The sequence below is a fragment of the Paenibacillus terrae genome (genome assembly GCF_005217525.1).
Taxonomy (GTDB): Bacteria; Bacillota; Bacilli; order Paenibacillales; family Paenibacillaceae; genus Paenibacillus; species Paenibacillus terrae_C.
On sequence record NZ_PNXQ01000013.1, the window covers coordinates 1 to 20839 of the forward strand.

A 20839-nucleotide genomic window follows, 5' to 3' on the forward strand; every position below is an offset into this window, starting at 1 on the left:
CGTGGTATTGTCCAGCTTAACACTTCCACTGGGAGTACGGCCACGGATCAGGCAGCTACACCGTTTTCCGTTACGCGCGTGTTTATACGGGTTGTGCTGGAGGATGTACAATATACACCCGTATCAAGACAAGTGGATGCGTTTGTAATGACTTCCAGCGTATTTAACGACAATAAAGGAGCTAGTGGATGGAGAAATAACTATGTAAGCATTGGGTACATTGAACCTCCGATACAAGGGTTTAACGTAAAATTGTCCGGTAGTCGGATAGACGCGTACGCTGGTGGTTCACCCGTTGCGAAAATCGCCGCGTATGAGTGGTGGGCGTTCGAATAACTAGAGAGGATGAAGAAAAATGAAGATCGGACCGAAAGTTTACTATAGAAAAACAACTGGCGAGGTTATTTATATCACATCCCAAGTCGAATCACCTTGGGCGGTAGAAACAACCAAAGAGGAAGACATGAATTTTTATCCGCAGCTCAAGGGCTATGACCCGGCTCAAGTGGACGTGCTTAAACTTGGATTTGACCAGTATACAGAGGACTTCAAGCGAGCAAAATCGTATTGGGTAAATCCGAACACTGGCAAGCTGGAGTTTGTCTATATTGATGGTGGTAGCGAGGCAGATCCGGTCTATCAAGCGCCATTAACGGAGCAGGTCAGCGACCTTAAAAAGCGCCAGGACAGCACCGAGGCCGCATTGCTTGCTCTCATGGATACCACTACTACAACCTAATAAGGAGGCGAGGCATTATGTATGGGTTTCTATTAAATATGTGGATTATGAAAAAGGTTGATGAACAGCGGCTAGTTTCATACACGCCAAAATTTTTATCGGAAGCAGAGCGAAACGAGATCCTAGCAACACCGCAAAATGTTTAACCAGCACGCCCATACGGAGCGTGTTTTTTTATGCCCTCGCAATGGTCGGGGGCTTTTTATATTCAGGTCAGGAAAATTGTCCTGGCCTATAGATACGGGGGAACACGATGGATATTACATTTATTTTTTCGTTAATTGCTGCGATTAGTGGGATTATTTTAGGTTGGGCAGGGCGCAGCAGGTCGATGAGGCAAGACATCATTCAAGAGGCGGGGGCGGAGGCTTTGCAACGCGCGGATGTTGATTACATCAAGCGCGGCGTGGACGACATTCGGCTCGAACAGCGGGTGCAGGGGCAAAGGATTGATGCCTTATCCGAACGGGTTACGCGGGTTGAAGAATCAGCAAAACAGGCTCACAAACGACTTGATCGAAAAGAAGAAACGGGAGGAATTTAACCATGGATTGGAATACTGTATGGTCGTTAATCGACCCTAAACTTATTATTGTTGTAGCTGTTTGCTGGGTGCTGGGTATCGGAATCAAGAAAACACCGAAAGTGCCGGACTGGAGCATTGTCTATATCGTTACGGGTGTTGCTGTGCTGTTAACTGTCTGGATGATTGGATGGGGACCACAGGCGATTATCCAAGGTGTACTGACTGGTGCTTTTGCGGTCTACGGCAACCAACTGGTCAAGCAGGCACGGAAAGGCGGGGATCAATAATGAACCCATTCGAAGGATATAGACTCACATCACCCTTTGGCTACCGCATTCATCCGGTGGACAATGTTAAGAGGTTTCATCGTGGCGTGGATTTGGTCATTACGCCATCTAACGGCCCTATCAAGGCTTTCGTCGGTGGTAAGGTACTGCACGCTAAGATGGGCGCCACAGGCACAGGCTTTGGGAACATGGGTAACGTGGTAGCTGTTCAGGACGCTAAAGGCTTCTTGCACGTCTATGCTCACCTGTCCAGTGTGGCGGTAGTGGTTGGTCAAGCCATCGCTGGGGGAACCGTCGTAGGCAACCAAGGCAGCACAGGCAAGTCTACAGGACCGCACCTGCATTATGAGGTACGTAAGGCGTGCAGTCCGTCTTTTGGCTGGACGCAAACAGAGGCGGGTGTCGTGGAGCCTACCAAGTACCTGCAAGATTATTACACTGTATATGAAAAGGAGGACGATCCTTTGGATAAAGCAAAAGTGGTTGTAAATGGTAAGAGTATTGAGGATGGCGTGCTGATTAACGGTAAAACCTATGTACCGCTGCGTGCTGTGGGCGAGGCATTGGGCGCTACTGTAGGATGGGATGGTAAGACTAATACGGCTACGCTTAAAAAATAATCTATTTACAGAATCACCCAAACCAATTATACTTTCCGTATAATCCGAAAGAATCGGTGACACCCTACTGGCTACGCTGGTGGGGTGTTTTTATGTTTAAGGGGGCGTACATAATGTATAAATGGATATTTACCGTGCTCATTACAGTCCTATTGGCTGGTTGCAACGTGCAGCAGGAAGTAGCTAGACCCAGCAAAACAGAGCCTTTAGCTAATCCAGTAACACAGGTGTCTACCGACAAGGTTAAGCTAGAGTTTCCGTCAGACAGATACCCAGAGACGGCGCAGCACATTAAAGAGGCCATAGCAGCCGGGGAGTCGTCAGTATGCACGATTGACCGCAACGGAGCCGATCATAACCGCGACCTGTCCCTAAAGGGCATACCCACACGTAAGGGCAAGGATCGCGATGAATGGCCCATGGCACTATGTGCGGAAGGTGGAGAGGGTGCGGATATAAAGTACATAAGCCCAAAGGATAACCGTGGGGCAGGCAGTTGGGTAGGGCATAAGCTGGACGATTATCCGGACGGGACTCAAGTGGAATTTATCGTTAAATAAAACAGACCCGCCGACCAATAGGTTAGCGGGTCTGTTTTTGCTTTTTATAGCGCTGTTTGTAATAATCCTGGCACACCTTGCAATGCGCTGGTCGCTTGCCTCTGGCGTTTGGTAATGGTTCTGTCCATGGTTTGCCGCACTGTGGACATAACTTTTGCGTTGCTTGCTCTATGCGTCGTTTGCGATAAGCGAGGGAACGGCAGTTGTCGTGACAGTATTTTTGTTGCCGACTCTGGGGCATAAATAACTTAGCGCAATATGAACACTCCCTTAAATTGGAGTTGCGTTGCAACTTTCGCACTTTATTACGCAATGGATTTATCGCCTCCTTGTTGACGTGATAATATTCCAGCGACGTGTCCCTATCAAGCTCTTGGTGGTGTATAGGACCACACACTGTGCAAAACATTTGCAGACCACCTTGGACTGTATAAGTCTCCCCACAACGTTTACATATGTCTATGCTGCCAATCCTGCGGACTACGCCCGAAAGGACACGCTGTACATACTCAGCTTTCTGCTGCTTTTTCCGATCCTGCCGACACACAGGGCAATAGTAGGCGCGAGGGCCGCCCATAAAGAGCGTTCCGCAGTTTTTGCACTGTCGTTCCTGTAGCATTAGTAGACAGGCTCCACGCGGTTGATCTTATCCCAGTTTAGGTCGGAAAGGTCTTCTACTTCTTCGCCGTTGTCGTGTAAGGTGCGTAGCACCCAAAAGACTCTATATTCGTTACCGTCCCAGTCCACAGCCGGAGCGGAAAACTCAGTGTAACCTTCCTCAGTCTGCCAGTCTGACAACTGGCGTCCTGTAAACTCCGCTTGATCCTGCATAAGGTACTCGCGTCCCTCGAAGTCAAGGAAACCGTAAGTGCGGGCATTTTTATACTGCTCGATCTGAGATACGAGCCAGATTTTCCCGCAGGCCAATTGTTGTATCGGCTTTGGAAATTTGCCGCGTTTGTTGTACTCTGTAACTTGCTGGGTACTCCAGCCTAGAATTTCCGCAGACTCTTTGCCACCTGCCAGTTTGTCTATGTTTCTGGTCATATTTTCTCCTTATACCCGGCTCCTTGTTGAGCCTGCGGCTAATATATAAATCCAATGCGAAACCCTAAAATATAATTTGTAGATCATAATCTGCGGATGGGTCATTTTTCTTGTTTTCGCTAATTGCAGCTATCAGTTGAGGGAGCCATTCCTCCGGTATTCCGCCAACATATTTGTTGCAGTCTTCGGAAACCGTATAAATAAATTCGTTTCCGATGGATTGAAACAACAATTGGTTTCCCTCGTAGCGCAATCTCTTCGCTACAAAAGGAGGCTTCACGTTTTTTTTCGAGTCGAATATATCGACTCCTTCCAATTTCACAATCTTATACACACCAGAAGTGTGGCCTAGGGTGGTTCTTTCAAATTTCTCCAAAACGATTTTTTTCTTCTTTGCAATCTTTGCAATGCTCATTCTTTTTCCCTCCATTACCCGACACCTTTTTGTGTCTGCGGCAAATTTTAATAATATTTGTCAATGGATAAAAACGCTGCTTTTTCTACTGAAATAATACGCTCTTTTCTCATTTGCGCAATGCCTTCTTCAACCAAACTTGATACTTCTCTTTTAACCCAATCCATATTGCGACCCAAAAACAGGATGTGCTTTTTCATTCCATCTACGATGAACCCGATTTTGAGGTCCACAATAGCGTCAAACTCTTCTTGACTCATCGCTTTTGCTCTTGCGACTTTTTCTGCTACTGTTTCGACTTTTGGTGCGCGGCTATCTGCCCAAGCCAGACGAAGCGCCTCTACAAAGTAAAGTTTTGCACTACCTCCGAATTTTTTTGCACCCATACGAGCAATTGCCCAAGCGTTCTTCATCACATTTTTCATTGTTTATTCCTCCGTTCGATTTGTTTTATCTTATAAACCTATAATACTATATTTGTTTTATCGTGTCAATCATAATAATATAAAAAGTTTTATAAAATAAAACTAAAAATAATAATGATGGAGGTTGACGTTATCTTGGTATGGTGGTATTATCTGTATGTAAGTTGTCGCTCTCCAAGTGAGAGTGTGGATTGAAATGAACTTGCTTATTAAAGTAAAAAAAAGCTCTGCTAACCTTAATTGGTCGGCAGAGCGTTTTTTATTTACCTCTAAGCGCCTTGATAATTTCCTTGCTACCGTGAAAGAGACAAAAGGCAGCAAGCACCAAGAAACCAGCGTATATATACTCAAATGGCATGTGTGAACCTCCTATTTAATATTTTTCCAAGCATCAGCAGTAGATTATCAAATTCCACATTACCCACGGGAATCCCTCCATACCTTTACCGCCACGTACACCGAGATGGCCAGCGCCGCAACGCTTATTACCATCGTTACTGTCTCCATGCGATTACCTCCTATAGAGGGGCAGAAAGCCCCGTTATTTAACAACCTTTGCATCACAGCAGCGAATAGCCAAGCCTGGTTGGTCTACCCTACGGAAATATTTCCTCGGCTGATCTTCGTCTCGCTCAACTTCGAAAATTTTACCTTTGTGAAACTTATACCACCATATGTTTGCTTCCTTGCTTAGTTCTTCTTTTATTATTATTTTCATACGATTACCTCCTGTTATAGAGGGGCCATAGGCCCCATTAGTTAAACCGACAACCTGAATGCTAGATCAACCATGCGTTCATGGTACTGTGGGAACATCCATTTATCGCGAAGCGTCAATATTAACTCTGGTGGTATCATGTTGCTTTTATCCGCATGATCGAGAGCCCACTCGACCATCTCTGATTCCGCCTCAAGATATGGGATTTCCAGCCTTTCAACCAGTTCCCAATCTTCGTTTTCTTTGGCGGCATCGTAAGCCGCCTTTTCCACCATGTAATTTTTTTGAACGTTATTCATATGCTTATCCCTCCCGCGTAAGGCCGCCGCCAGATTGAGTGGCCGAAGCAACGTCTAAATGTGCTCTGTAGCAGCTATATATTCCTCAAAGCTAATTCCCACCGCATCACGAATTATCCGAGATGCAGAATCAAGCCCGATCATTTCACCAGCTCTTTGCCGATACTCATTTTTATCTGTTTCCTTTGATAAGGATTCGCGTATACGTTTTACTTCCTCATATCGTTCTGCAAGCAATTTTACCAATTCAAGTCCTGTTTCTTTGCACATTTCCAATCCCTCCAATCAATTAGTGGAAACTCAACTGTCAATTATGCTATGATTGGGTGTAGAAGGCGCTGTGTAAGCCGCCCTCTACAAAGGAATCCTTAACGTCTGCGTGCGCCGCGTCGTTTTTTGGTTCCTTTTTTCTTTGTCTTCTTACGGCTGGCGTTGTGTACATGGAGTATAGCCAGTGCTGTGAATAGCTGTATGATTGCCGTAATAAGGTTTACCCAATCCTTCATTGCTTTGCTCACCTCCTTACATTTACTATTATACAGACTTTTAAAGTCTTTGTAAATAGGTATTTTAGTGTTTGCAAAAGTTTTTTTAAGTCTGTATAATTATCCGCGAAAGGGTAGGTGATAACATGGCTAGATTAGGTAGGCCACCGAAGGCCGAAGCTGAGAAAAAAGAGCGGGAGTCCATATATTTTGACAAAGACATAATTGAGTGGCTGCGTGATCGGGCAGAGGCAGAAGACCGGACAGTAAGCGTGGAACTGAATCGGATATTGAGAACAGTAAAAGAGCAGGAGGGATAATATCCTCGCTGCTCTTTTTATATCTGCATATATTAAAACCCCGGATTGCTCCGGGGCTTGTTTTTTATAAGCTATCAACGACATCTTGATATTTTTTGAATTGTTCTTCTGTCGCTTGGCCTGTCATATGCAGTAAGATATTATTCTTTGCGTATGTGTACGAGAAGAACATAGCGGACTCTTTTCCCATGTCATCATATTTACTTTTTAGTTCTTTTAAATCCTCGTTATTTTCAAAAACAAATACATGCCCGTTGTTTTTTTTACCGATAGAAGGCAAATAAAAAACCGTGGCGCTCTTAGCTTTCATCGGGAGCGGTCCGTAATCTTTCGGCTTCATTCCTCTTATATTCTCTGCCTCTAAACCAGCCGTTTTAAACTTAGATACTACATCATCTGCTGTAACTGTATTATCTACCTTCGTAGTTGGCTCGTCTGTTGTTTCTGTGCTGGTTGTTCTGCTGGTAGCTGGGTTTTTCATCGTCTCTTTATTTGTACATGCAGGCAAAACCAAGATCGACATTAAAATTAAAATCCCTATTCGTGTTTTCAAAAAAATATCCCCCTAATTGTTTTATTGGGTATAGTCTACCAGAATGAGGAAAACCATTCTATATAAATTATGAAAATAGTCCCAAAAATTATGTTGATGATCCTTGTCATAAATCGTATATTTACAAGAGTAGTAATGATATTAAAGAGGGTGAAAATTAGATGTGGGATGCGTCTATGTTTATAACTTTTAGCGTGGTTGAGAGTTTTGCGGCTTTTGTACTAACCTTAACGATTTTTAGGCTCAAAGCGCTTGATTTCCAATGGCAGGCCTTGGTTGTATCGTTGCTTATGTCGTGTCAAAGTTTTGTCTTGCGGGAAGAACTGGACTTAGCGTTTTTGGCTCCAGTAATAAACATACTGTTAATGGTGCTATTAATCACTACGGTGGTTAAAGTACCGCTTATATGGTCGGGGATACTATCGGTTACTGGATTTTTTGTTTATACACTGGTTCAAACAATTCTTTTAGTGCTTATGTATTCTGACGTACCCATGAGTGAGCTGCAGGGCGGAACAGCAATGGGGTCTTTGTTGCAAGCCATAACCAGTGCTGTCGTGCTGATCGCGTCGGGTCTACTCTACAAGTTTGGAATCGGCTTTATCGCCCCATTCGATAAGCTCCGATTTAAATGGGAACAAAATCTTGTAGTCGTCGTAATAATAGGCGCGTTGGTTACAGTAACAGTAATAGCCTACCTCAACGATGTGTGGCTCAATATAGCCTATTTTGCCATGGCAGCGGGTCTTTTCTTATACTATGCATTGAAAAAGGAGAGGGAATATGATTGAGCCACTAGCCTTACGGATGGCGCAGCATATCAAAAGTGTTGTTCCAGATCATCCTGCCTCAGTGCCAGTGTTGAAGCATGCCTTGGCTGTTCTGTTAAATATGGCGTTTATCACGGGCCTGACCCTCGTTATATCGGTTTTCACAGGCCACACGAGGGAAGTGGTGACGATTATGGCAGCATTCGCCTTCCTGCGCCAAATGACTGGAGGGATACACCTTAAAAGCGGCATGGGCTGCGTAGCTGTTTCCACATTGCTGTTTACTGGGCTGTCGTTTATAACTTTGGATGACAAGTGGAATATGATTGCAACAATCATTAGTATGCTGCTTATTTTGATCTTTGCTCCATCTGGGATTGAGAGACAGACACGCATACCAAAGCGGTATTTTCCATTGCTAAAGGTGGCGGCACTTATAACAGTAGGGTTAAACCTTTGGTTTGCTTATCCATTTGTAGCTATAAGCTTTTTTGCGCAAACTTTATTGTTAATTAACGTGAGGAGGTGGAAAACATCATGATGAAAAACGTTTATAGCACAATTGCGTCGGGCCTTGCTGTCTTTGCGTTAATGTCTGTCAGTGTCGCAAGCCTGTTTTATGTGTATAACCCGGAACCACCAAAAGAACTAATTAAATAAGCTTGCTTGGAGGAAACATGATAATTTCAGTCACCATTTCGCCCGATAGGGGCGAGAAACTATTGGAAGTGGACACTATATTGTTCATTGAGAGCCAGAGCAGCATTCAACGTATCGCAATGCATACGTTTGATGGCGTTTTTTACACAGTTGGACCATTGGGGTATTGGGAAATGCTATTTAATAACGAAGGATACAGATTCTACAATGTGGATCGGAGTAACACGATAAACGTCGATAAATTGACGGGTATAAACTTCGCGTTTAAACTTGCTGAATTTGCAAATGTCCAAATTAATAAAAAAATGACCTGCACAATGGCAGGTCGTAGGTTTAATAAAGTCGCTGAGGAACTCCGTGTGTTAAACCCCGGAATAGTTCTATCCAGATAGGAGCCGCAAATGTGGCTCTTTTTTTCTTTTCGACAATGAATTTACATATTCGACAACTCATTAACACATAACACATGTAATATGCTGTCGAATTGTGTAGCGACATAATTAACATTCGCACACGAATTTGTTTTTACAAATAGGAGTTTTTGGGATTTAATAATTACATAAACAGTTAGACTTTTGTTACCCGTATGGGTGACAAGTAGGCTATGGGGGAGCAGAAAAACTACTCCGCCTCCTTGCGAACGACTTCAAGTACATAAAGGTCAGTGATCCTGCAGTTTAACCGATAGGCTGCATTATAGGCAAATTCAAGGGACATTTTACGTTCCCCACTTAGTAACTTGTTCACGAATTGCCTAGATACACCCATCACCCTAGCAAAATCAGACTGAGTCATATTGTTTTCTTTCAGTCGTTCCAGCAAGAGGCAAGCCCCAAGCCGGTAATCCATACAGGTCTCCTTCCTATGTATTTGCGTAATGTTAACAATGTGTTCGTATTTTTGTTCGCATTTTTTATGGGCTGTGGTATACTGATTCCAACCTCTCAAAAACGGAAATTATTACATCTAGGAGTGATGACTTATTCAGAAAAAAACAATTGATCTATATGAATTAGCTTCTTACATGAAGCGGAGACCAGAGCATTACCTAAAGTTAATCCTAGATACTACCTGTCAAACTCTCGATCCAGACGAACCTGAGCAATTATCTTTTGAATCTGTTTCGGAGAAAGCTTTTTTCCATCAACCTCTATCGTAAATTGTTCCAATAGTTCATCATCTGCCAGTTCGATTTTGCCTACAAACTCCTTCACATCGGAAGATGTGCTGGGGTTTTTTATGTTGTGTTTGTCTAGTATATGCGTAAGTTCTTTTATAAATCGTTCTTGGGTTTCCTCATTATTATTTTCAAAAGCTGTCATGATTGTTCTTAGCTCATAGGCCTTATTAAATTCCTTTACGAATTCAATTTCTTCACTACTCGAATGATCTTCTTGGGAATTTAAATAATCAGTAAAGAACCTTTCGTACTCATCACCTTTAGATGATTGATGATATGCAGGGGCCATATATAGCCCTGAATTAATTATGGCTAGGAACACATCCTTACGTAAGTCCTCATAAAAAAAACCCTCATTATCAGTGAGCAACCTCAAGATATTGGGAATATCCCTTGCAGGTTCGTAGCGATCTTCCAAAAAGGAAGGATCTTCATCGTCTGTAATAACGGATATTTGAACGCCTAACGCATCTGTAATAGATCGTAAAGTCTCAAGGCTAGGATTGTAACGGTCACCCTCAACATCCGCGAGGTAGGACCTAGACATATTCGCTTTCTTAGCTAGTTCAACTTGAGTTAGCTTTTTCTGTTTTCTAAGCGTCTTAATGTTTTGACCAATAGACATGTGCAGACTCCTTCATAATAGATTCACCTTATTCTACCCTTCGTATGTCGGTAATACAAGTTACAAAATGACGGAAATACAAGTAAATATGAGCAAAATGACGGATATACAAGTATTTTATTCGTTTTATCTTTAAAATGCTCGAATATGCCCCGATTAGGAGTTAGACAATAATGACGGAAATACAATACAATTTGTTCATGGGAGGTGAACAGCAGATGGACAAGCAACTTATAGCTGCCGCCATAAAGGGAAAGCGCAAGGAGAAGAAAATGCGTCAAAACGAAGTGGCTGTAGAAACGGGATTGTCGCGCAACTATATATCCGATATCGAAAACGGAAGATATATGCCGAGTGTAGGGACATTAGTAAAGATAGCCTCTTGTCTTCAAATGGACTTGAACACGCTCCTTATGTCGGAAATACAAGATGTTACAAGTGTTTCCCAGGAAGCATGAATTTTATACATGAAGGAGTGATAGCATGGCTCAATTGCAAATTTTCAAAAATGATGTGTTCGGAAAACTTCCTGTAGTTGTCGTAGACGGTGTCGAATGGTTTGGAGCTACGGAAGCAGCTAAGGCATTGAGCTTTTCTAACCCATACACGGCTATCCCGAATCACGTTGATGAAGATGACCTAACGGATCAGGAGGTCATCGACTCACTAGGGCGCAAGCAAGTTAAGAAGTTCATCAGTGAATCTGGGTTGTATGCCTTAATCTTTGGAGCTGCCAAACAGGGAAACAATCCAGAAATCAAGGAGAAAGCAAAGTCATATAAACGATGGGTAACGTCCGAAGTTCTGCCTTCAATCCGCAAGCATGGCATATACGCCACCGACCAAGTGTTGGACCAGATTATCAGTGATCCACAGTTCGGTATCAAGCTGCTGACCAAACTGCAGGAAGAGAAGGCGGCACGGGTGCAGGCCGAACAGCAGATCGAACAGGATAAGCCCAAGGTCATTTTTGCAGATGCAGTTACCGCCAGTAAGACAAGCATTCTGGTGGGGGAGCTCGCAAAGCTGCTCAAGCAAAATGGTGTGGAAATGGGCCAGAACAGGTTGTTTGTCTGGATGCGAGAGAAAGGTTTCCTGATCAGCCGGAAGGGCACTGATTACAACATGCCGTCACAGCGGAGCATGGAACTGGGACTGTTCGAGATTAAGGAGACGAGCATCACGCACTCAGATGGGCATATCACGGTCAGCAAAACTCCGAAGGTTACAGGCAGGGGTCAGATTTATTTTATCAATAAATTCAAAACGGCATAGAGAGGGGAGCACACACATGCACAAGCCTAACGAGGAAAGGTTACGGGAGTTATGCGAATTTTTTGGCCTGATGGAACGCCGGATGTTGGCGAATGGTCGCTTACTTATAGCCCTACACGCTCGGGGCCAGTATCGCAAGTATCATCGGCAGTTGATTGGGCGGTGGACAGCGTGAAGCCTCAGGAGTCTAGTAAAGGCACTCGCTGTGCGGTATGCGGAAACGTTATGCACAAGCAGTTTCTACGCCGCTGGAACGGTGAAATGACTCAGGATTACCCGGAGGGAGGTGAATACATTGGGAAAGAAGCGCGATGACTTGATAGGCCGCACTGGTTCGATTACTCGGAGCATAACAGTAGTTGATGCCACGGAATGTGAAGATGGTACCGTTGATGTCCGCATTCAGGACAGCATGGGAAATGAATATTCTACGGAACTGGACGACGATATCTCTCTTGATTGAGGTGGGAGCATGAACAATCACGAACAGCAGTTATTCCTTCAATTTTACGAAAGTCTAGCCCCGGAAGTGCAGCGGGACATTAAGCACTATCTGTTTCTTTATGATTGGTACCTGGACGAGCGGGACCCGAAAGCCCGGGAAACGCTGCTGGGTGAAATGAATATGCTGGAGCGCAAATACAATTTGGAGGTAACACATGGCGGTAATAAAAATAATCAGCCTGCGGGCGCATAACTTTAAAGCGCACCGTGACCTGACTGTTGAGTTTGGCGACACGACGCAGATCACGGGCGACAACGCACAAGGAAAGTCCAGTATTTTGGAAGTCCTTACGTGGACATTGTACGGCACGGATACACTCGGAAGCAAGCTCGATCCTACACCTACCAATTATTCTTACGATCATATACATGCTGAAACGCTGCTTGATATCGACGGGAAGCAGGTCCTTCTTGGACGCGGGATCGAGAAAGGAAAAACCACTTACTACATTAATGAGGTCCCGAGCAAAGCGGGTGACTTCGACGAGATTGTAAAGTCTTTATTCGATAAAGACCTGTTCCTATCGCTCTATAACCCTTCATATTTCTTCACGCTTCACTGGAGCACTCAACGGGACTTGCTTCTGCGGTATGTCACTCCTGTTTCCAACAAGGAAGTATTTGCGGAAATGAGCCGGACAAGCCCAGAACAAAAGATCAAGGATATTGTTCTAAATCCGCAGGCCGCAAAGCTGGCTGAGTTGGTCAAGAAGCACACACTTGATCAGCTCGGGGAAATCCATAAGAAGAACAAGAACGACAAGGATACTGCCTATAAGCGGGCTCAAGGACGCACAGAGGCGCTTGTCGATCAGCTTCAAAAACTACCTGACGCGCCGGAGGATATCGAAGCTGTAAAGGCCGAAGATGCCGCGCTGCTGGAGCAAATAAAGGCGCTTGAAGTCCAAACGGACCTTGCTGGAGAGACGAACCGGAAACGCACCGTTTTGGAAAGCACCATACAGTCCCTACAACGGCAGATTGCCCAGGCTAAGGACAACTACATGCGTGTCTATAACGAGCCGATTGAGGACCATTGTCCTGCTTGCAAGCGTCCGCTTGATGCTGAGTCTGTGGATGCCGTCACCGCTGACAAGGATCGCCGGAAGGAAGAACTGCGGAACGCGCACCAGAAGCTTATTAACGAGCGCAAAGAGCTGGAAACCCAGCTTGCCAAGATTGAGCCTGTAGATGTTTCAGAGCAGAATGCACGAATTCGAGAACTGGAGCAGCAGCGGGACAGAAGAGCGGATATTATCGCAGCTCATAAAGCACGTCAGGGCATGCAGGTAGATCTGGACAAAGCCCGCGCCGACGAAGCCGAAACGCTGACAAGCCGGAACGACTCTATCTTTGTTCTCGACGCAATCAAGGCGTTCGATGCCAAAGAAGCCGAGTTGCAGGCCGCCAAGGTGCAAAGCCTGTTCACAACTCTATCAATCTCGCTTTTTAAAGATCAAAAGAACGGCGAGAGAAAACCGGATTTTGTAATCGAAATGGACGGCAAGGCTTACCCGCTTCTGTCACTGTCAGAGAGCGTCCGAGCTGGTCTGGAGCTTCGGGAAGTCCTGTCTAATCAGAGCGGTGTGATTGCTCCGGTTGCCGTGGATAACAGCGAGAGCGTGTTTAAAATCAAGCAACCTTCTGGTCAACTCATTTTGGTAAAGGCCGTCGAGGATGCACCATTGACAATCGAATCGGGGGAAGCAGCATGAAGCCACATGAACAACTGGAATATGAAATGGCAATGGAAAACATGCTCAAGGTCCTTCCTGCCATGTTGGGGATGTATGGGGCAGTAGCCAAGGCAACAAAGGCATATTATGACGAATTGGTTGCCGCTGGGTTCAGCGAGGCGCAGGCGCTTCATATCGTCTCTACACAGGGGATTACAGCACGCTTAGGAGGTCAGTGACCATGATAAAAACCGTAACTTTCCGTAATTATAGATTCTTCACCGATGCTGACGACTGCATTGTTCTTCGCAGAGTTGATAAAGAGCCCTCTATAAAGGTTAGTCTTCCTTTCCACGAAGACACGCCTAATCTTGATTTGACCTTGGCAGAGGCGTTGTCCCTGCGTAATGCAATAGACGAATTGGTAGATTTGAAACTTTTGGAGATTCGCACCGTCGTTGAGCAACCGTCCACGCCACTACCAACATCGCTTATATCCATGTCAGACCAGAGCGCCCTTAGCTCCTTACTGGACAAGTACCGTTCTGATTCCGACATTGACCGGACTGCACGGAAGGTTGTCTTCCAAGCAATGGACATTCTGGGGCTGAACGCAGGAGGGACACAATTTTGAAGAATGGAAAAAAGCCTACTCTCCGCCAGCAGAATGCGATTTGGGCAGCTAAATTGATACCGTCCGATTGGCTTGTATATAAAGCTGGTCCGTTTCATTTGCACATCGTCCATCGGGAGAATAAACAGACTCACATCATTAGCACCGGAAAAGAACGCACTAATTAAATCATAGGAGGCCAACCATCCATGGCAAATACAAAACAACTCAGCACAGAAATAAATCTTAACGAAATTCAAGCGATTGGCGAATTTGGACTGCCGGAGCTCATGACTATGAAAGAAACGCTCGGCAAGAAGCTCACAATCCCGCAATTCAACTTGTTTATGTACCAAATGAACCGTATGAAGCTGGACCCGTCTTTGAAACATGCTTTCCCTATTCCTTACGGTGACACCATTGATATCAGAATTGCTTACGAGGGATACCACGCGAAGGCTCAGGAATCCGAAGGATATCAAGGCGTTTACAATCAGGTCATTTGCGAAAAAGAGGTTGAAGATTTCGAAGCGGAGACTGATGACGAGGGCGTTATCGTTAGCATCAAGCATAAAATACGTTTCCCGCGAGGCAAGGTTATGGGGGCCTACTCCATCGCAAAAAGAGAGGGAAGAAAGAACGCTATTGTGCTTATGGATGTATCTGAGGTTCAAAAGTGGGTCAAAAAGAACCCGAACTTTTGGAAGCTGGAGGACGGTTCGATTGATCCAGATATGTTCAAAAAGCACGCGGGGACGCGAGCTATAAAAGCTCAGTACGACATTGCTGCTGTTGTTGAGGATAGTATGGAATCACTTAACGCTGGGGCGGCAGTGCCTTCATATGAGCCACAGGGACGGCGTGATATCACTGCTGAAACGGATGCGGCTGCTGAGGATGCCAAACAAGGTAAACCGTCATTGCCTAATGGTGAGCCAGAGTCCGCCATTAGCCCGCTCGAACAGGCCAGATCGGATATGAAGAAGAAATTCAGCCAGTTGGGTATAACCGAACCGGAAGACATGCAGGCATATATTTCGGAACACGCCAATCCCAAGGGGGCCAAACCCACACTACCCGAACTGAAAGGCTTGTTAAAAATCATGGACATGCACCTTGCCGAGAAAGCCGCCCAGGAGCAGGCAAATGACGAGCTCCCACTTTGATAACCAAGTCGAAATATACGTCCGCTGTGAGGACTGCGAAATATGTGGTAACGAGATAAATCCCGGCCGGGAAGAGTACATTCGTGATTTGCGGGTGTGCCCCCGGTGCTATGCGGAACTGAGGGGAGGCGGCGCAGTTGTCCGAAGACGTGCAGCAACTGAACCTGTTCGAATTCGCTGCTGAACCTTCTCAGCCTGCGGGTCCGGTATTGAACGGAATGTACTATGAGCGCAGTACGGATATGTTTGTCTCTTTCGTGCTGGGCCGCAGGCATTATCAAGAGCCCGCTAAAGGTTGTCCGCATATGAAGGAATGGCAAGAACGGATTAAGAGGGAGAAGGCCATATGAAGCAGATTACCCAAGAACACTTAACTTTTTTAAAAGAAGCGGCAGAAGCTTTCGAGGGGAATGACCGTTTGGAGACTTACACCAACAAAGAAGAAGACCTTATCGCCTTGCGGTACGGAGTAGATAGAGATTGCATTAAGGTGATTGAACTAGGGGACAAGGTTGCATTCTTTGTGCAAGTAATCAGCGCTTCCCCAACTAGATGTCAAGCAGAGGACCGCCAAAATGAAAGTTGATATCCTGGCATCCGGCAGCAAAGGCAACTGCATCGCGCTCACATCACAAGATCAAACCATCCTTATAGATGCGGGCATTGCCAAAACCAAGATTGAAAAGCGGCTGCTGGACGTTGGTGTACGGCCTGACCACATTACGGGAATATTCATCACTCACGCTCACGGTGACCACATTAAGGGTCTGCCGCTGGCGAACAAGTATCGAATTCCGGTATATGCGACTGAGGGCGAATGGAAAGGCATATCGGGTGTTGATGGCGAACTGCGGCGGACTGCTGAAACCCGCTACGGAAAATACGAAACTATCAAGCTGGGTGACACCTGGATCTATCCATTCCGAACCCATCATGATGCTTACGAGCCTGTTGGCTATGCCATTGAGGACGACAGCCGCGAACGAGCCTGCGTGTTATTCGATACCGGAAAATACGACCAGGAAATGCTCGACATGATGGAGGGGAGTATATACGTCCTTATTGAAGCCAACCACGACCCCGACATGGTAGAGGTATCGGATTACCCTATCAGTACCCAATCTCGTATTCTCTCAGACCTTGGACACATGAGCAACCAGCAGACAGCAGAAGCGCTCCAGAAGCTTATACAGGGGCGTGGAGAGCGGATATACCTTACGCACTTATCTAGTAAAAATAACATGCCCGCGCTGGCTGAAATGACCGTAAAGGCAGCACTAAAGCAGCGGGGATTTATAGCAGGCACACACTATCATTTGGAGGTAGTTTCGGAATGAAAATAAAGATTATTAAGACTTTCAGAACAAAAGGAATGTGGTTTGTTGCAGGAGAGGAACACGAGGCTCGCCGTTTATCAGATCAGTGGCATGACTTTACAACCCCTTTCCAAGTTGTATCCGGACAGAAATCTGGTCACTCAGTTCCGTTCAAACATGCAATGATCCTACCGGACGAGCTCCGGCCTACACAGCGGCAATATGACGAACTGAAACGCATGAGTGAAGACGCGCTGACGAAGGCTACTGCGAGTCAAAAAATACTTAATGAGATTACTGCAGTGATAGGAGAACATGACGGTTCTTTGGTGGATGCTGTTTTGCGACTGGTGCAGGATAAGGCCGAATTACTCCAGACGATTGAGCGGCACACCGACGAGCAACTTAACAGCGAAAAGCTTCTGCAGCGTATCCGGGAGCTGGAGACAATCGCCAATGGGCGTTCTGAAATGCTCAAGTCTTTTGCCTTCAAGCTGATTCCCTATGTAAGCGAGAACGATACGGACCCGAACACAGCCCTTGACCGCATCCTTAGTGAACTGGAGGATCGGCGGATTGCGCAGCAACCAGTGCCATTGCCACAGGATGTTGTCGATGCGCTGGATTCGCTTAAATCTTCTCGCCATAATGCAGCACAGATAATAAGACTCGCATTAGATGGCAATAACGCTCCCCAAGAGTCACAGTCCTTATATCAATTTGTTTCAACGCGGACAGGGCTAAATGAATTGATTTATGCCTTGGTTTACGGATATACAGCAGTGGCAGAACAAGACGAGGCCGCCGCTATGTTGGAAAGTGTGACTACCCTTGTGCAGAAGTGGTATCACAGTCCTGCTACAGACAATGGAGTAGAGGTTTTATCTCAACAAATCTGTGATTTTATCAGGGAACGAGAAACGGCAGCAGGCAAAGCGGTGACTATTTAAAGCAGGTGAATTTGAATGGCAGGACCACAACTCGAAGACGGATATACCCGTGTAGCGAATGAGATCTTGGAACAGGTGGCAATGCGGAAATTTAATGGCATACAGCTTAGAATGTTGCTGATCGTCTGGCGTTACACCTACGGGTTCAATCGGAAGTCAGCGGAGTTGTCTGCCACATTCCTTGCTACTGCGCTCCGAAGTGACTTGAGCGGGACAAAAAAAGAATTGAAAAAGCTATTGGATATGAACGTCTTGAAGGTGTTCAGACAGGCTCAAGGTAAACATGGTCGCATGATCGGTTTCAATAAATACTCTGTGCAGTGGCTAGTGGGGTGTAATCCTCCACCGCAACCGTCAGAAGACGATGAACTTACTGGTGGAGGATTACACCCCCTTCTGGTGGACAATCACACCCCTCAAGAGGGGGACAATCGTCCACCTAAGAAAGAAAGTATAAATAAAACTATAAAGAAAGGTGAGATAGACTTGCCTAGCATACATGAAGAAATCATTTCTTATCTCAACGAAAAGACTGGGAAGAACTACAACTTCAAGGTGAAAACAACCAAGGATTTTATTAACGGGAGAATCAGCGAAGGTCGGACCGTTGAAGATTTCAAAAATGTGATCGACATCAAATGCAGTCACTGGCTTAATGATCCGAAAATGAGTCAATACCTTCGTCCGGCTACTTTGTTCCGTCCAAGCAATTTTGATAATTATCTTAATCAGGAGCCCACGGAACAAGAGGGTGACAGTCCGGGTCAGTTAACGAGAGAACAGCGATTGAATTATGACGACGCTATTCGAGAGTGGGTGATGAAAGGTAATGACCCAGCAGATTTTAGATTCGACACCAATGATTGATATACAGGCCGAGCTTTCCACGCTCGGAGCAGTATTCCTTGATTCCAGTGTTATAGATGAAATTAGCTTTCTGGAGGAACGAGACTTTTCAACTACTATGCACCAATTGATCTACAAGGTTATGCGCTACTTGAACGAAAAAGATATTCCGATTGACGTTGTTACGGTTACTCAAGAGTTCTTGAAATTTGGTAGGACTGAGGAAATGGGCGGGGTTAGTTACCTTGCTAAATTAGCGCAGTCTTCACCAACTGCCAGAAATGCCGCTTATTACGCCAATATCGTCCGCTCCAAGGCTATTCGCAGACGTGGAAACGATAAAGGCGCTCAGATCATGAACCTATCTTACGAAAACTTTGAATCTGATGAAGACTATTTTGCTGCAGTAGAGGACATTATCGACGATTTGCGGCCTAGCCATGTTGCGAAAATGCGGAGCATGCGGGAATCTCGGGACAGATATTTTGAACACATTGAGAGCAGCCCGGAAAAGCTCAAGACAGGCTATTTCAAGCAGTTTGATAGTTGGGCTCAGTTATGGCGAGGGTGGCTGTACATCATTGCTGGGCGGCCCAGCGTAGGCAAAACAGCAAAGGCCCTACAGCTTGCACATGGAATAGCAGTCATGAACCCTGACGCTGGCCCTGTCCTCATCTTCTCCCAAGAAATGGACGAGAACGAGCTAAAAGACCGGATCGTGGCTATGGTTGCCGAAATAAATTATCCACGCTTGATAAATAAAGGTGGTCCCGAAGGTTTCACCAATGAGGAATGGACAAAAATTTACGATGCTTATAAAAAAATTGAACTGCTCAACATTTTTGTTCAGGATTCTGCTGGCGTAACCATTGATGAAATCAGATCCACCGTGAAACAGTTCAAAAAGAAGTACGGCAAAATAGCTGCGGTCATTGTAGACTATCTACAGATTATGGAGATACCGCAAAAACGATCAGAGACCCGAGCACAGGCAATCGGTAACGTGACTCGCACAGCTAAAAGCCTTGCACGTCGTCATAAATTTGTGTTCATTATGCTGTCGCAGCTTGATCGGGCCGTCGATGATGAAGAACCAAAATTGAAGCATTTGAAGGAATCCGGCTCTATTGAACAAGACGCCGATGTAGTTGAATTCCTTTACCATGACGTTAAAAATCAGACCGACCCGACTAAAAAGATTATAGATTCCATCTTTGCAAAGGGCCGGAATGTTGGGACTAATAGATTCCGGTATGAATTCAAATGGTGGTACCAGCGTTATGTGGAGTTGCAGAAGAAAGAGACGGTGAAAGATAGTGGCGACAAAGGTTCCAAACCGTATCGAAAACGATGAGCAATATAACGAGGTGCTGGCCCGGATTGTAAAGGGTGCTGAAACAATAGACCATCCTCTCACCACTCCAGAGAGACGCGAGAAGCTTATGCCGCTGTATGACTCTCTTGTAGAGGTGGCCCGGAAGTATCGCACTGGTGGGGCTGCGGCCTTCGATATACCTGTCGAAAACAAGGATAAGGACAACGCACCTACCGAGCCTGAACAGGCTCCAGAAACGCCGCCAAAGGCTAAGCCGGATCTATCAGGATGGTTGGACTAATTTAATAGAGAGGATGAACGGTATGCCTTACGAACCGAATGAAATGTACGATTATGACCACGACTTTTTCAATGAACCGAGTGAATTTGAACAGAAGGTAGATGAACTAAAGGAAACCCTTATGGATAGTGTGAAGGATGAGCACAAGCAGGAGATTGCACGACTCCAAAAGGAGAATGGCGAATTGCGGCTTGTGAAGAGTCAATTGGAAAACATGAAACTCGAACACAGACAGAAGCTGCATGAACTCGATTTGCAAAAACGCGACCTTGAGAGAGTTGTTCGCAAGGAACGACTCGACACGTTGATGGCGGATTTCAAGCTGGAAATGTGGGTTCCTGAACCGAATTATAAAATGGGTGATAAATGCGACAAGTGCGACGACAGCCGGAAGGTGCATTACACAACGCCATTAGGTAGAGAGGCATCGGAGGATTGTGATTGCGCTAAAAGAATAACCTATTTCGAACCGCAAAGCTACGTTGTATTTTCATTCAGTACACACAACGATGGTCAAGAATTAAGAGTGTGGTACAGAAGAAGATTTCCGGATGACGACTATTACCAATCCGACAATTCATATGCCCCTAATGCCATCTACAACGGCGAAACATTCGAAGAATTTCGGGTGAAATCAGCGAATGAATA

38 protein-coding genes are annotated in these 20839 nt (G+C 45.4%); 28 read left to right on the forward strand and 10 right to left on the reverse strand.

Annotation, left to right across the window (positions count from 1 at the left end; translation table 11 throughout):
* From C1I60_RS25630 to C1I60_RS14000, 6 genes are all read left to right on the forward strand, one after another.
* Nucleotides 1-336, forward strand: a 336-nt coding sequence (locus C1I60_RS25630) for a tail fiber protein (RefSeq protein ID WP_252361715.1), incomplete at its 5' end; no start/stop codon positions are given.
* Nucleotides 337-355: 19 nt separating this feature from the next.
* Nucleotides 356-739 carry a hypothetical protein gene (locus C1I60_RS13980; RefSeq protein WP_137062286.1) on the forward strand — a complete coding sequence of 128 codons (384 nt, stop codon included), beginning with the start codon at nucleotides 356-358 and terminating at the stop codon, nucleotides 737-739.
* 253 nt (nucleotides 740-992) lie between these two features.
* Entirely contained in the window at nucleotides 993-1283 is a 291-nt protein-coding gene (locus C1I60_RS13985) for a hypothetical protein (RefSeq protein WP_137062287.1), read from the forward strand.
* A 2-nt stretch (nucleotides 1284-1285) separates the two neighbouring features.
* Complete coding sequence (locus tag C1I60_RS13990; RefSeq protein ID WP_137062288.1) at nucleotides 1286-1552, forward strand: phage holin family protein; 267 nt, start codon at nucleotides 1286-1288, stop codon at nucleotides 1550-1552.
* Nucleotides 1552-2172 (forward strand): peptidoglycan DD-metalloendopeptidase family protein, encoded by a 621-nt coding sequence (locus tag C1I60_RS24870; protein WP_212734471.1) that lies wholly within the window; start codon nucleotides 1552-1554, stop codon nucleotides 2170-2172. The genes C1I60_RS13990 and C1I60_RS24870 overlap by 1 nt, the downstream gene beginning before the upstream one ends.
* Nucleotides 2173-2285: 113 nt before the next feature.
* Nucleotides 2286-2732, forward strand: a complete 447-nt coding sequence (locus tag C1I60_RS14000) for a NucA/NucB deoxyribonuclease domain-containing protein (RefSeq protein ID WP_137062290.1) — start codon at nucleotides 2286-2288, stop codon at nucleotides 2730-2732.
* Nucleotides 2733-3350: 618 nt separating this feature from the next.
* Here the strand turns inward: C1I60_RS14000 and C1I60_RS14005 are convergent.
* The 7 genes from C1I60_RS14005 to C1I60_RS24505 all read right to left on the reverse strand — a co-directional run bounded on the left by C1I60_RS14005 (nucleotide 3351) and on the right by C1I60_RS24505 (nucleotide 6142).
* Nucleotides 3351-3779, reverse strand: a complete 429-nt coding sequence (locus tag C1I60_RS14005) for a helix-turn-helix transcriptional regulator (RefSeq protein ID WP_137062291.1) — start codon at nucleotides 3777-3779, stop codon at nucleotides 3351-3353.
* 64 nt (nucleotides 3780-3843) lie between these two features.
* The gene (locus tag C1I60_RS14010) at nucleotides 3844-4209 is read right to left on the reverse strand and encodes a hypothetical protein (protein WP_137062292.1); all 366 of its coding nucleotides are present in this window, start codon (nucleotides 4207-4209) and stop codon (nucleotides 3844-3846) included.
* A 32-nt stretch (nucleotides 4210-4241) separates the two neighbouring features.
* A complete protein-coding gene (locus C1I60_RS14015; protein ID WP_137062293.1) occupies nucleotides 4242-4619 on the reverse strand; it encodes a hypothetical protein in 378 nt (125 codons plus the stop codon).
* 541 nt (nucleotides 4620-5160) lie between these two features.
* Nucleotides 5161-5337 carry a hypothetical protein gene (locus C1I60_RS24500; protein ID WP_170970811.1) on the reverse strand — a complete coding sequence of 59 codons (177 nt, stop codon included), beginning with the start codon at nucleotides 5335-5337 and terminating at the stop codon, nucleotides 5161-5163.
* A gap of 41 nt (nucleotides 5338-5378) precedes the next feature.
* On the reverse strand, nucleotides 5379-5636 hold the full coding sequence (locus C1I60_RS14020) for a hypothetical protein (RefSeq protein WP_044649118.1): 258 nt from the start codon (nucleotides 5634-5636) through the stop codon (nucleotides 5379-5381).
* Between the two features lie 54 nt (nucleotides 5637-5690).
* Nucleotides 5691-5906, reverse strand: a complete 216-nt coding sequence (locus C1I60_RS14025) for a hypothetical protein (RefSeq protein ID WP_137062294.1) — start codon at nucleotides 5904-5906, stop codon at nucleotides 5691-5693.
* Between the two features lie 98 nt (nucleotides 5907-6004).
* On the reverse strand, nucleotides 6005-6142 hold the full coding sequence (locus C1I60_RS24505) for a hypothetical protein (RefSeq protein WP_170970812.1): 138 nt from the start codon (nucleotides 6140-6142) through the stop codon (nucleotides 6005-6007).
* Between the two features lie 125 nt (nucleotides 6143-6267).
* Here C1I60_RS24505 and C1I60_RS24510 point away from each other — a divergent pair, with 125 nt between their 5' ends.
* Nucleotides 6268-6441: a hypothetical protein gene (locus C1I60_RS24510; RefSeq protein WP_170970813.1), complete on the forward strand. Its 174-nt coding sequence runs from the start codon at nucleotides 6268-6270 to the stop codon at nucleotides 6439-6441.
* 64 nt (nucleotides 6442-6505) lie between these two features.
* On the opposite strand, the gene C1I60_RS14030 is transcribed toward C1I60_RS24510, so the two are convergent.
* A complete protein-coding gene (locus C1I60_RS14030) occupies nucleotides 6506-6994 on the reverse strand; it encodes a stress protein (protein ID WP_137062295.1) in 489 nt (162 codons plus the stop codon).
* A gap of 161 nt (nucleotides 6995-7155) precedes the next feature.
* On the opposite strand from C1I60_RS14030, the gene C1I60_RS14035 reads away from it, so the two are divergent.
* From C1I60_RS14035 to C1I60_RS26190, 3 genes are read left to right on the forward strand one after another with little or no spacing between them, the layout of a single operon-like run.
* Nucleotides 7156-7785, forward strand: coding sequence for a hypothetical protein (locus C1I60_RS14035; protein WP_137062296.1), 630 nt, complete (start codon nucleotides 7156-7158; stop codon nucleotides 7783-7785).
* Nucleotides 7778-8305 (forward strand): accessory gene regulator ArgB-like protein, encoded by a 528-nt coding sequence (locus tag C1I60_RS14040; protein WP_137062297.1) that lies wholly within the window; start codon nucleotides 7778-7780, stop codon nucleotides 8303-8305. The genes C1I60_RS14035 and C1I60_RS14040 overlap by 8 nt, the downstream gene beginning before the upstream one ends.
* Complete coding sequence (locus C1I60_RS26190; protein ID WP_289306527.1) at nucleotides 8305-8424, forward strand: cyclic lactone autoinducer peptide; 120 nt, start codon at nucleotides 8305-8307, stop codon at nucleotides 8422-8424. Before C1I60_RS14040 ends, C1I60_RS26190 begins: the two co-directional genes overlap by 1 nt.
* Before the next feature lie 621 nt (nucleotides 8425-9045).
* Here the strand turns inward: C1I60_RS26190 and C1I60_RS14050 are convergent.
* Together C1I60_RS14050 and C1I60_RS14055 are read right to left on the reverse strand one after the other, a co-directional pair.
* Entirely contained in the window at nucleotides 9046-9273 is a 228-nt protein-coding gene (locus C1I60_RS14050) for a helix-turn-helix transcriptional regulator (protein ID WP_137062299.1), read from the reverse strand.
* 218 nt (nucleotides 9274-9491) lie between these two features.
* Nucleotides 9492-10229: a helix-turn-helix domain-containing protein gene (locus C1I60_RS14055; RefSeq protein ID WP_137062300.1), complete on the reverse strand. Its 738-nt coding sequence runs from the start codon at nucleotides 10227-10229 to the stop codon at nucleotides 9492-9494.
* A gap of 173 nt (nucleotides 10230-10402) precedes the next feature.
* On the opposite strand from C1I60_RS14055, the gene C1I60_RS14060 reads away from it, so the two are divergent.
* The 18 genes from C1I60_RS14060 to C1I60_RS14135 all read left to right on the forward strand — a co-directional run.
* Complete coding sequence (locus tag C1I60_RS14060; protein ID WP_252361716.1) at nucleotides 10403-10687, forward strand: helix-turn-helix domain-containing protein; 285 nt, start codon at nucleotides 10403-10405, stop codon at nucleotides 10685-10687.
* A gap of 25 nt (nucleotides 10688-10712) precedes the next feature.
* Nucleotides 10713-11504, forward strand: coding sequence for a phage antirepressor KilAC domain-containing protein (locus C1I60_RS14065; protein ID WP_137062301.1), 792 nt, complete (start codon nucleotides 10713-10715; stop codon nucleotides 11502-11504).
* A 51-nt stretch (nucleotides 11505-11555) separates the two neighbouring features.
* Nucleotides 11556-11819: a hypothetical protein gene (locus C1I60_RS14070; protein WP_137062302.1), complete on the forward strand. Its 264-nt coding sequence runs from the start codon at nucleotides 11556-11558 to the stop codon at nucleotides 11817-11819.
* On the forward strand, nucleotides 11800-11967 hold the full coding sequence (locus tag C1I60_RS24515) for a hypothetical protein (protein WP_170970810.1): 168 nt from the start codon (nucleotides 11800-11802) through the stop codon (nucleotides 11965-11967). The genes C1I60_RS14070 and C1I60_RS24515 overlap by 20 nt, the downstream gene beginning before the upstream one ends.
* Before the next feature lie 9 nt (nucleotides 11968-11976).
* Entirely contained in the window at nucleotides 11977-12201 is a 225-nt protein-coding gene (locus C1I60_RS14075) for a hypothetical protein (protein ID WP_137062303.1), read from the forward strand.
* Nucleotides 12164-13723, forward strand: coding sequence for an AAA family ATPase (locus tag C1I60_RS14080; protein ID WP_137062304.1), 1560 nt, complete (start codon nucleotides 12164-12166; stop codon nucleotides 13721-13723). Before C1I60_RS14075 ends, C1I60_RS14080 begins: the two co-directional genes overlap by 38 nt.
* Nucleotides 13720-13923: a hypothetical protein gene (locus tag C1I60_RS14085; RefSeq protein ID WP_137062305.1), complete on the forward strand. Its 204-nt coding sequence runs from the start codon at nucleotides 13720-13722 to the stop codon at nucleotides 13921-13923. Before C1I60_RS14080 ends, C1I60_RS14085 begins: the two co-directional genes overlap by 4 nt.
* A 2-nt stretch (nucleotides 13924-13925) precedes the next feature.
* Nucleotides 13926-14318 carry a hypothetical protein gene (locus tag C1I60_RS14090; RefSeq protein WP_137062306.1) on the forward strand — a complete coding sequence of 131 codons (393 nt, stop codon included), beginning with the start codon at nucleotides 13926-13928 and terminating at the stop codon, nucleotides 14316-14318.
* Nucleotides 14315-14485, forward strand: a complete 171-nt coding sequence (locus tag C1I60_RS24520; protein ID WP_170970814.1) for a DUF6906 family protein — start codon at nucleotides 14315-14317, stop codon at nucleotides 14483-14485. Before C1I60_RS14090 ends, C1I60_RS24520 begins: the two co-directional genes overlap by 4 nt.
* 21 nt (nucleotides 14486-14506) lie before the next feature.
* The gene (locus C1I60_RS14095) at nucleotides 14507-15463 is read left to right on the forward strand and encodes a recombinase RecT (RefSeq protein ID WP_137062307.1); all 957 of its coding nucleotides are present in this window, start codon (nucleotides 14507-14509) and stop codon (nucleotides 15461-15463) included.
* A 137-nt stretch (nucleotides 15464-15600) separates the two neighbouring features.
* Nucleotides 15601-15813, forward strand: a complete 213-nt coding sequence (locus C1I60_RS14100) for a hypothetical protein (protein ID WP_252361717.1) — start codon at nucleotides 15601-15603, stop codon at nucleotides 15811-15813.
* A complete protein-coding gene (locus tag C1I60_RS14105) occupies nucleotides 15810-16049 on the forward strand; it encodes a hypothetical protein (protein ID WP_137062308.1) in 240 nt (79 codons plus the stop codon). The genes C1I60_RS14100 and C1I60_RS14105 overlap by 4 nt, the downstream gene beginning before the upstream one ends.
* Nucleotides 16039-16800, forward strand: coding sequence for an MBL fold metallo-hydrolase (locus C1I60_RS14110; RefSeq protein ID WP_137062309.1), 762 nt, complete (start codon nucleotides 16039-16041; stop codon nucleotides 16798-16800). Before C1I60_RS14105 ends, C1I60_RS14110 begins: the two co-directional genes overlap by 11 nt.
* A 161-nt stretch (nucleotides 16801-16961) precedes the next feature.
* Complete coding sequence (locus C1I60_RS14115) at nucleotides 16962-17729, forward strand: hypothetical protein (RefSeq protein ID WP_137062310.1); 768 nt, start codon at nucleotides 16962-16964, stop codon at nucleotides 17727-17729.
* A 15-nt stretch (nucleotides 17730-17744) separates the two neighbouring features.
* On the forward strand, nucleotides 17745-18596 hold the full coding sequence (locus C1I60_RS14120; protein ID WP_137062311.1) for a conserved phage C-terminal domain-containing protein: 852 nt from the start codon (nucleotides 17745-17747) through the stop codon (nucleotides 18594-18596).
* A complete protein-coding gene (locus tag C1I60_RS14125) occupies nucleotides 18559-19929 on the forward strand; it encodes a replicative DNA helicase (protein ID WP_252361718.1) in 1371 nt (456 codons plus the stop codon). Before C1I60_RS14120 ends, C1I60_RS14125 begins: the two co-directional genes overlap by 38 nt.
* Complete coding sequence (locus C1I60_RS14130) at nucleotides 19892-20191, forward strand: hypothetical protein (protein WP_137062312.1); 300 nt, start codon at nucleotides 19892-19894, stop codon at nucleotides 20189-20191. The genes C1I60_RS14125 and C1I60_RS14130 overlap by 38 nt, the downstream gene beginning before the upstream one ends.
* A gap of 22 nt (nucleotides 20192-20213) precedes the next feature.
* On the forward strand, nucleotides 20214-20839 hold a 626-nt coding region (locus tag C1I60_RS14135; protein WP_212734472.1), incomplete at its 3' end, for a magnesium transporter CorA family protein.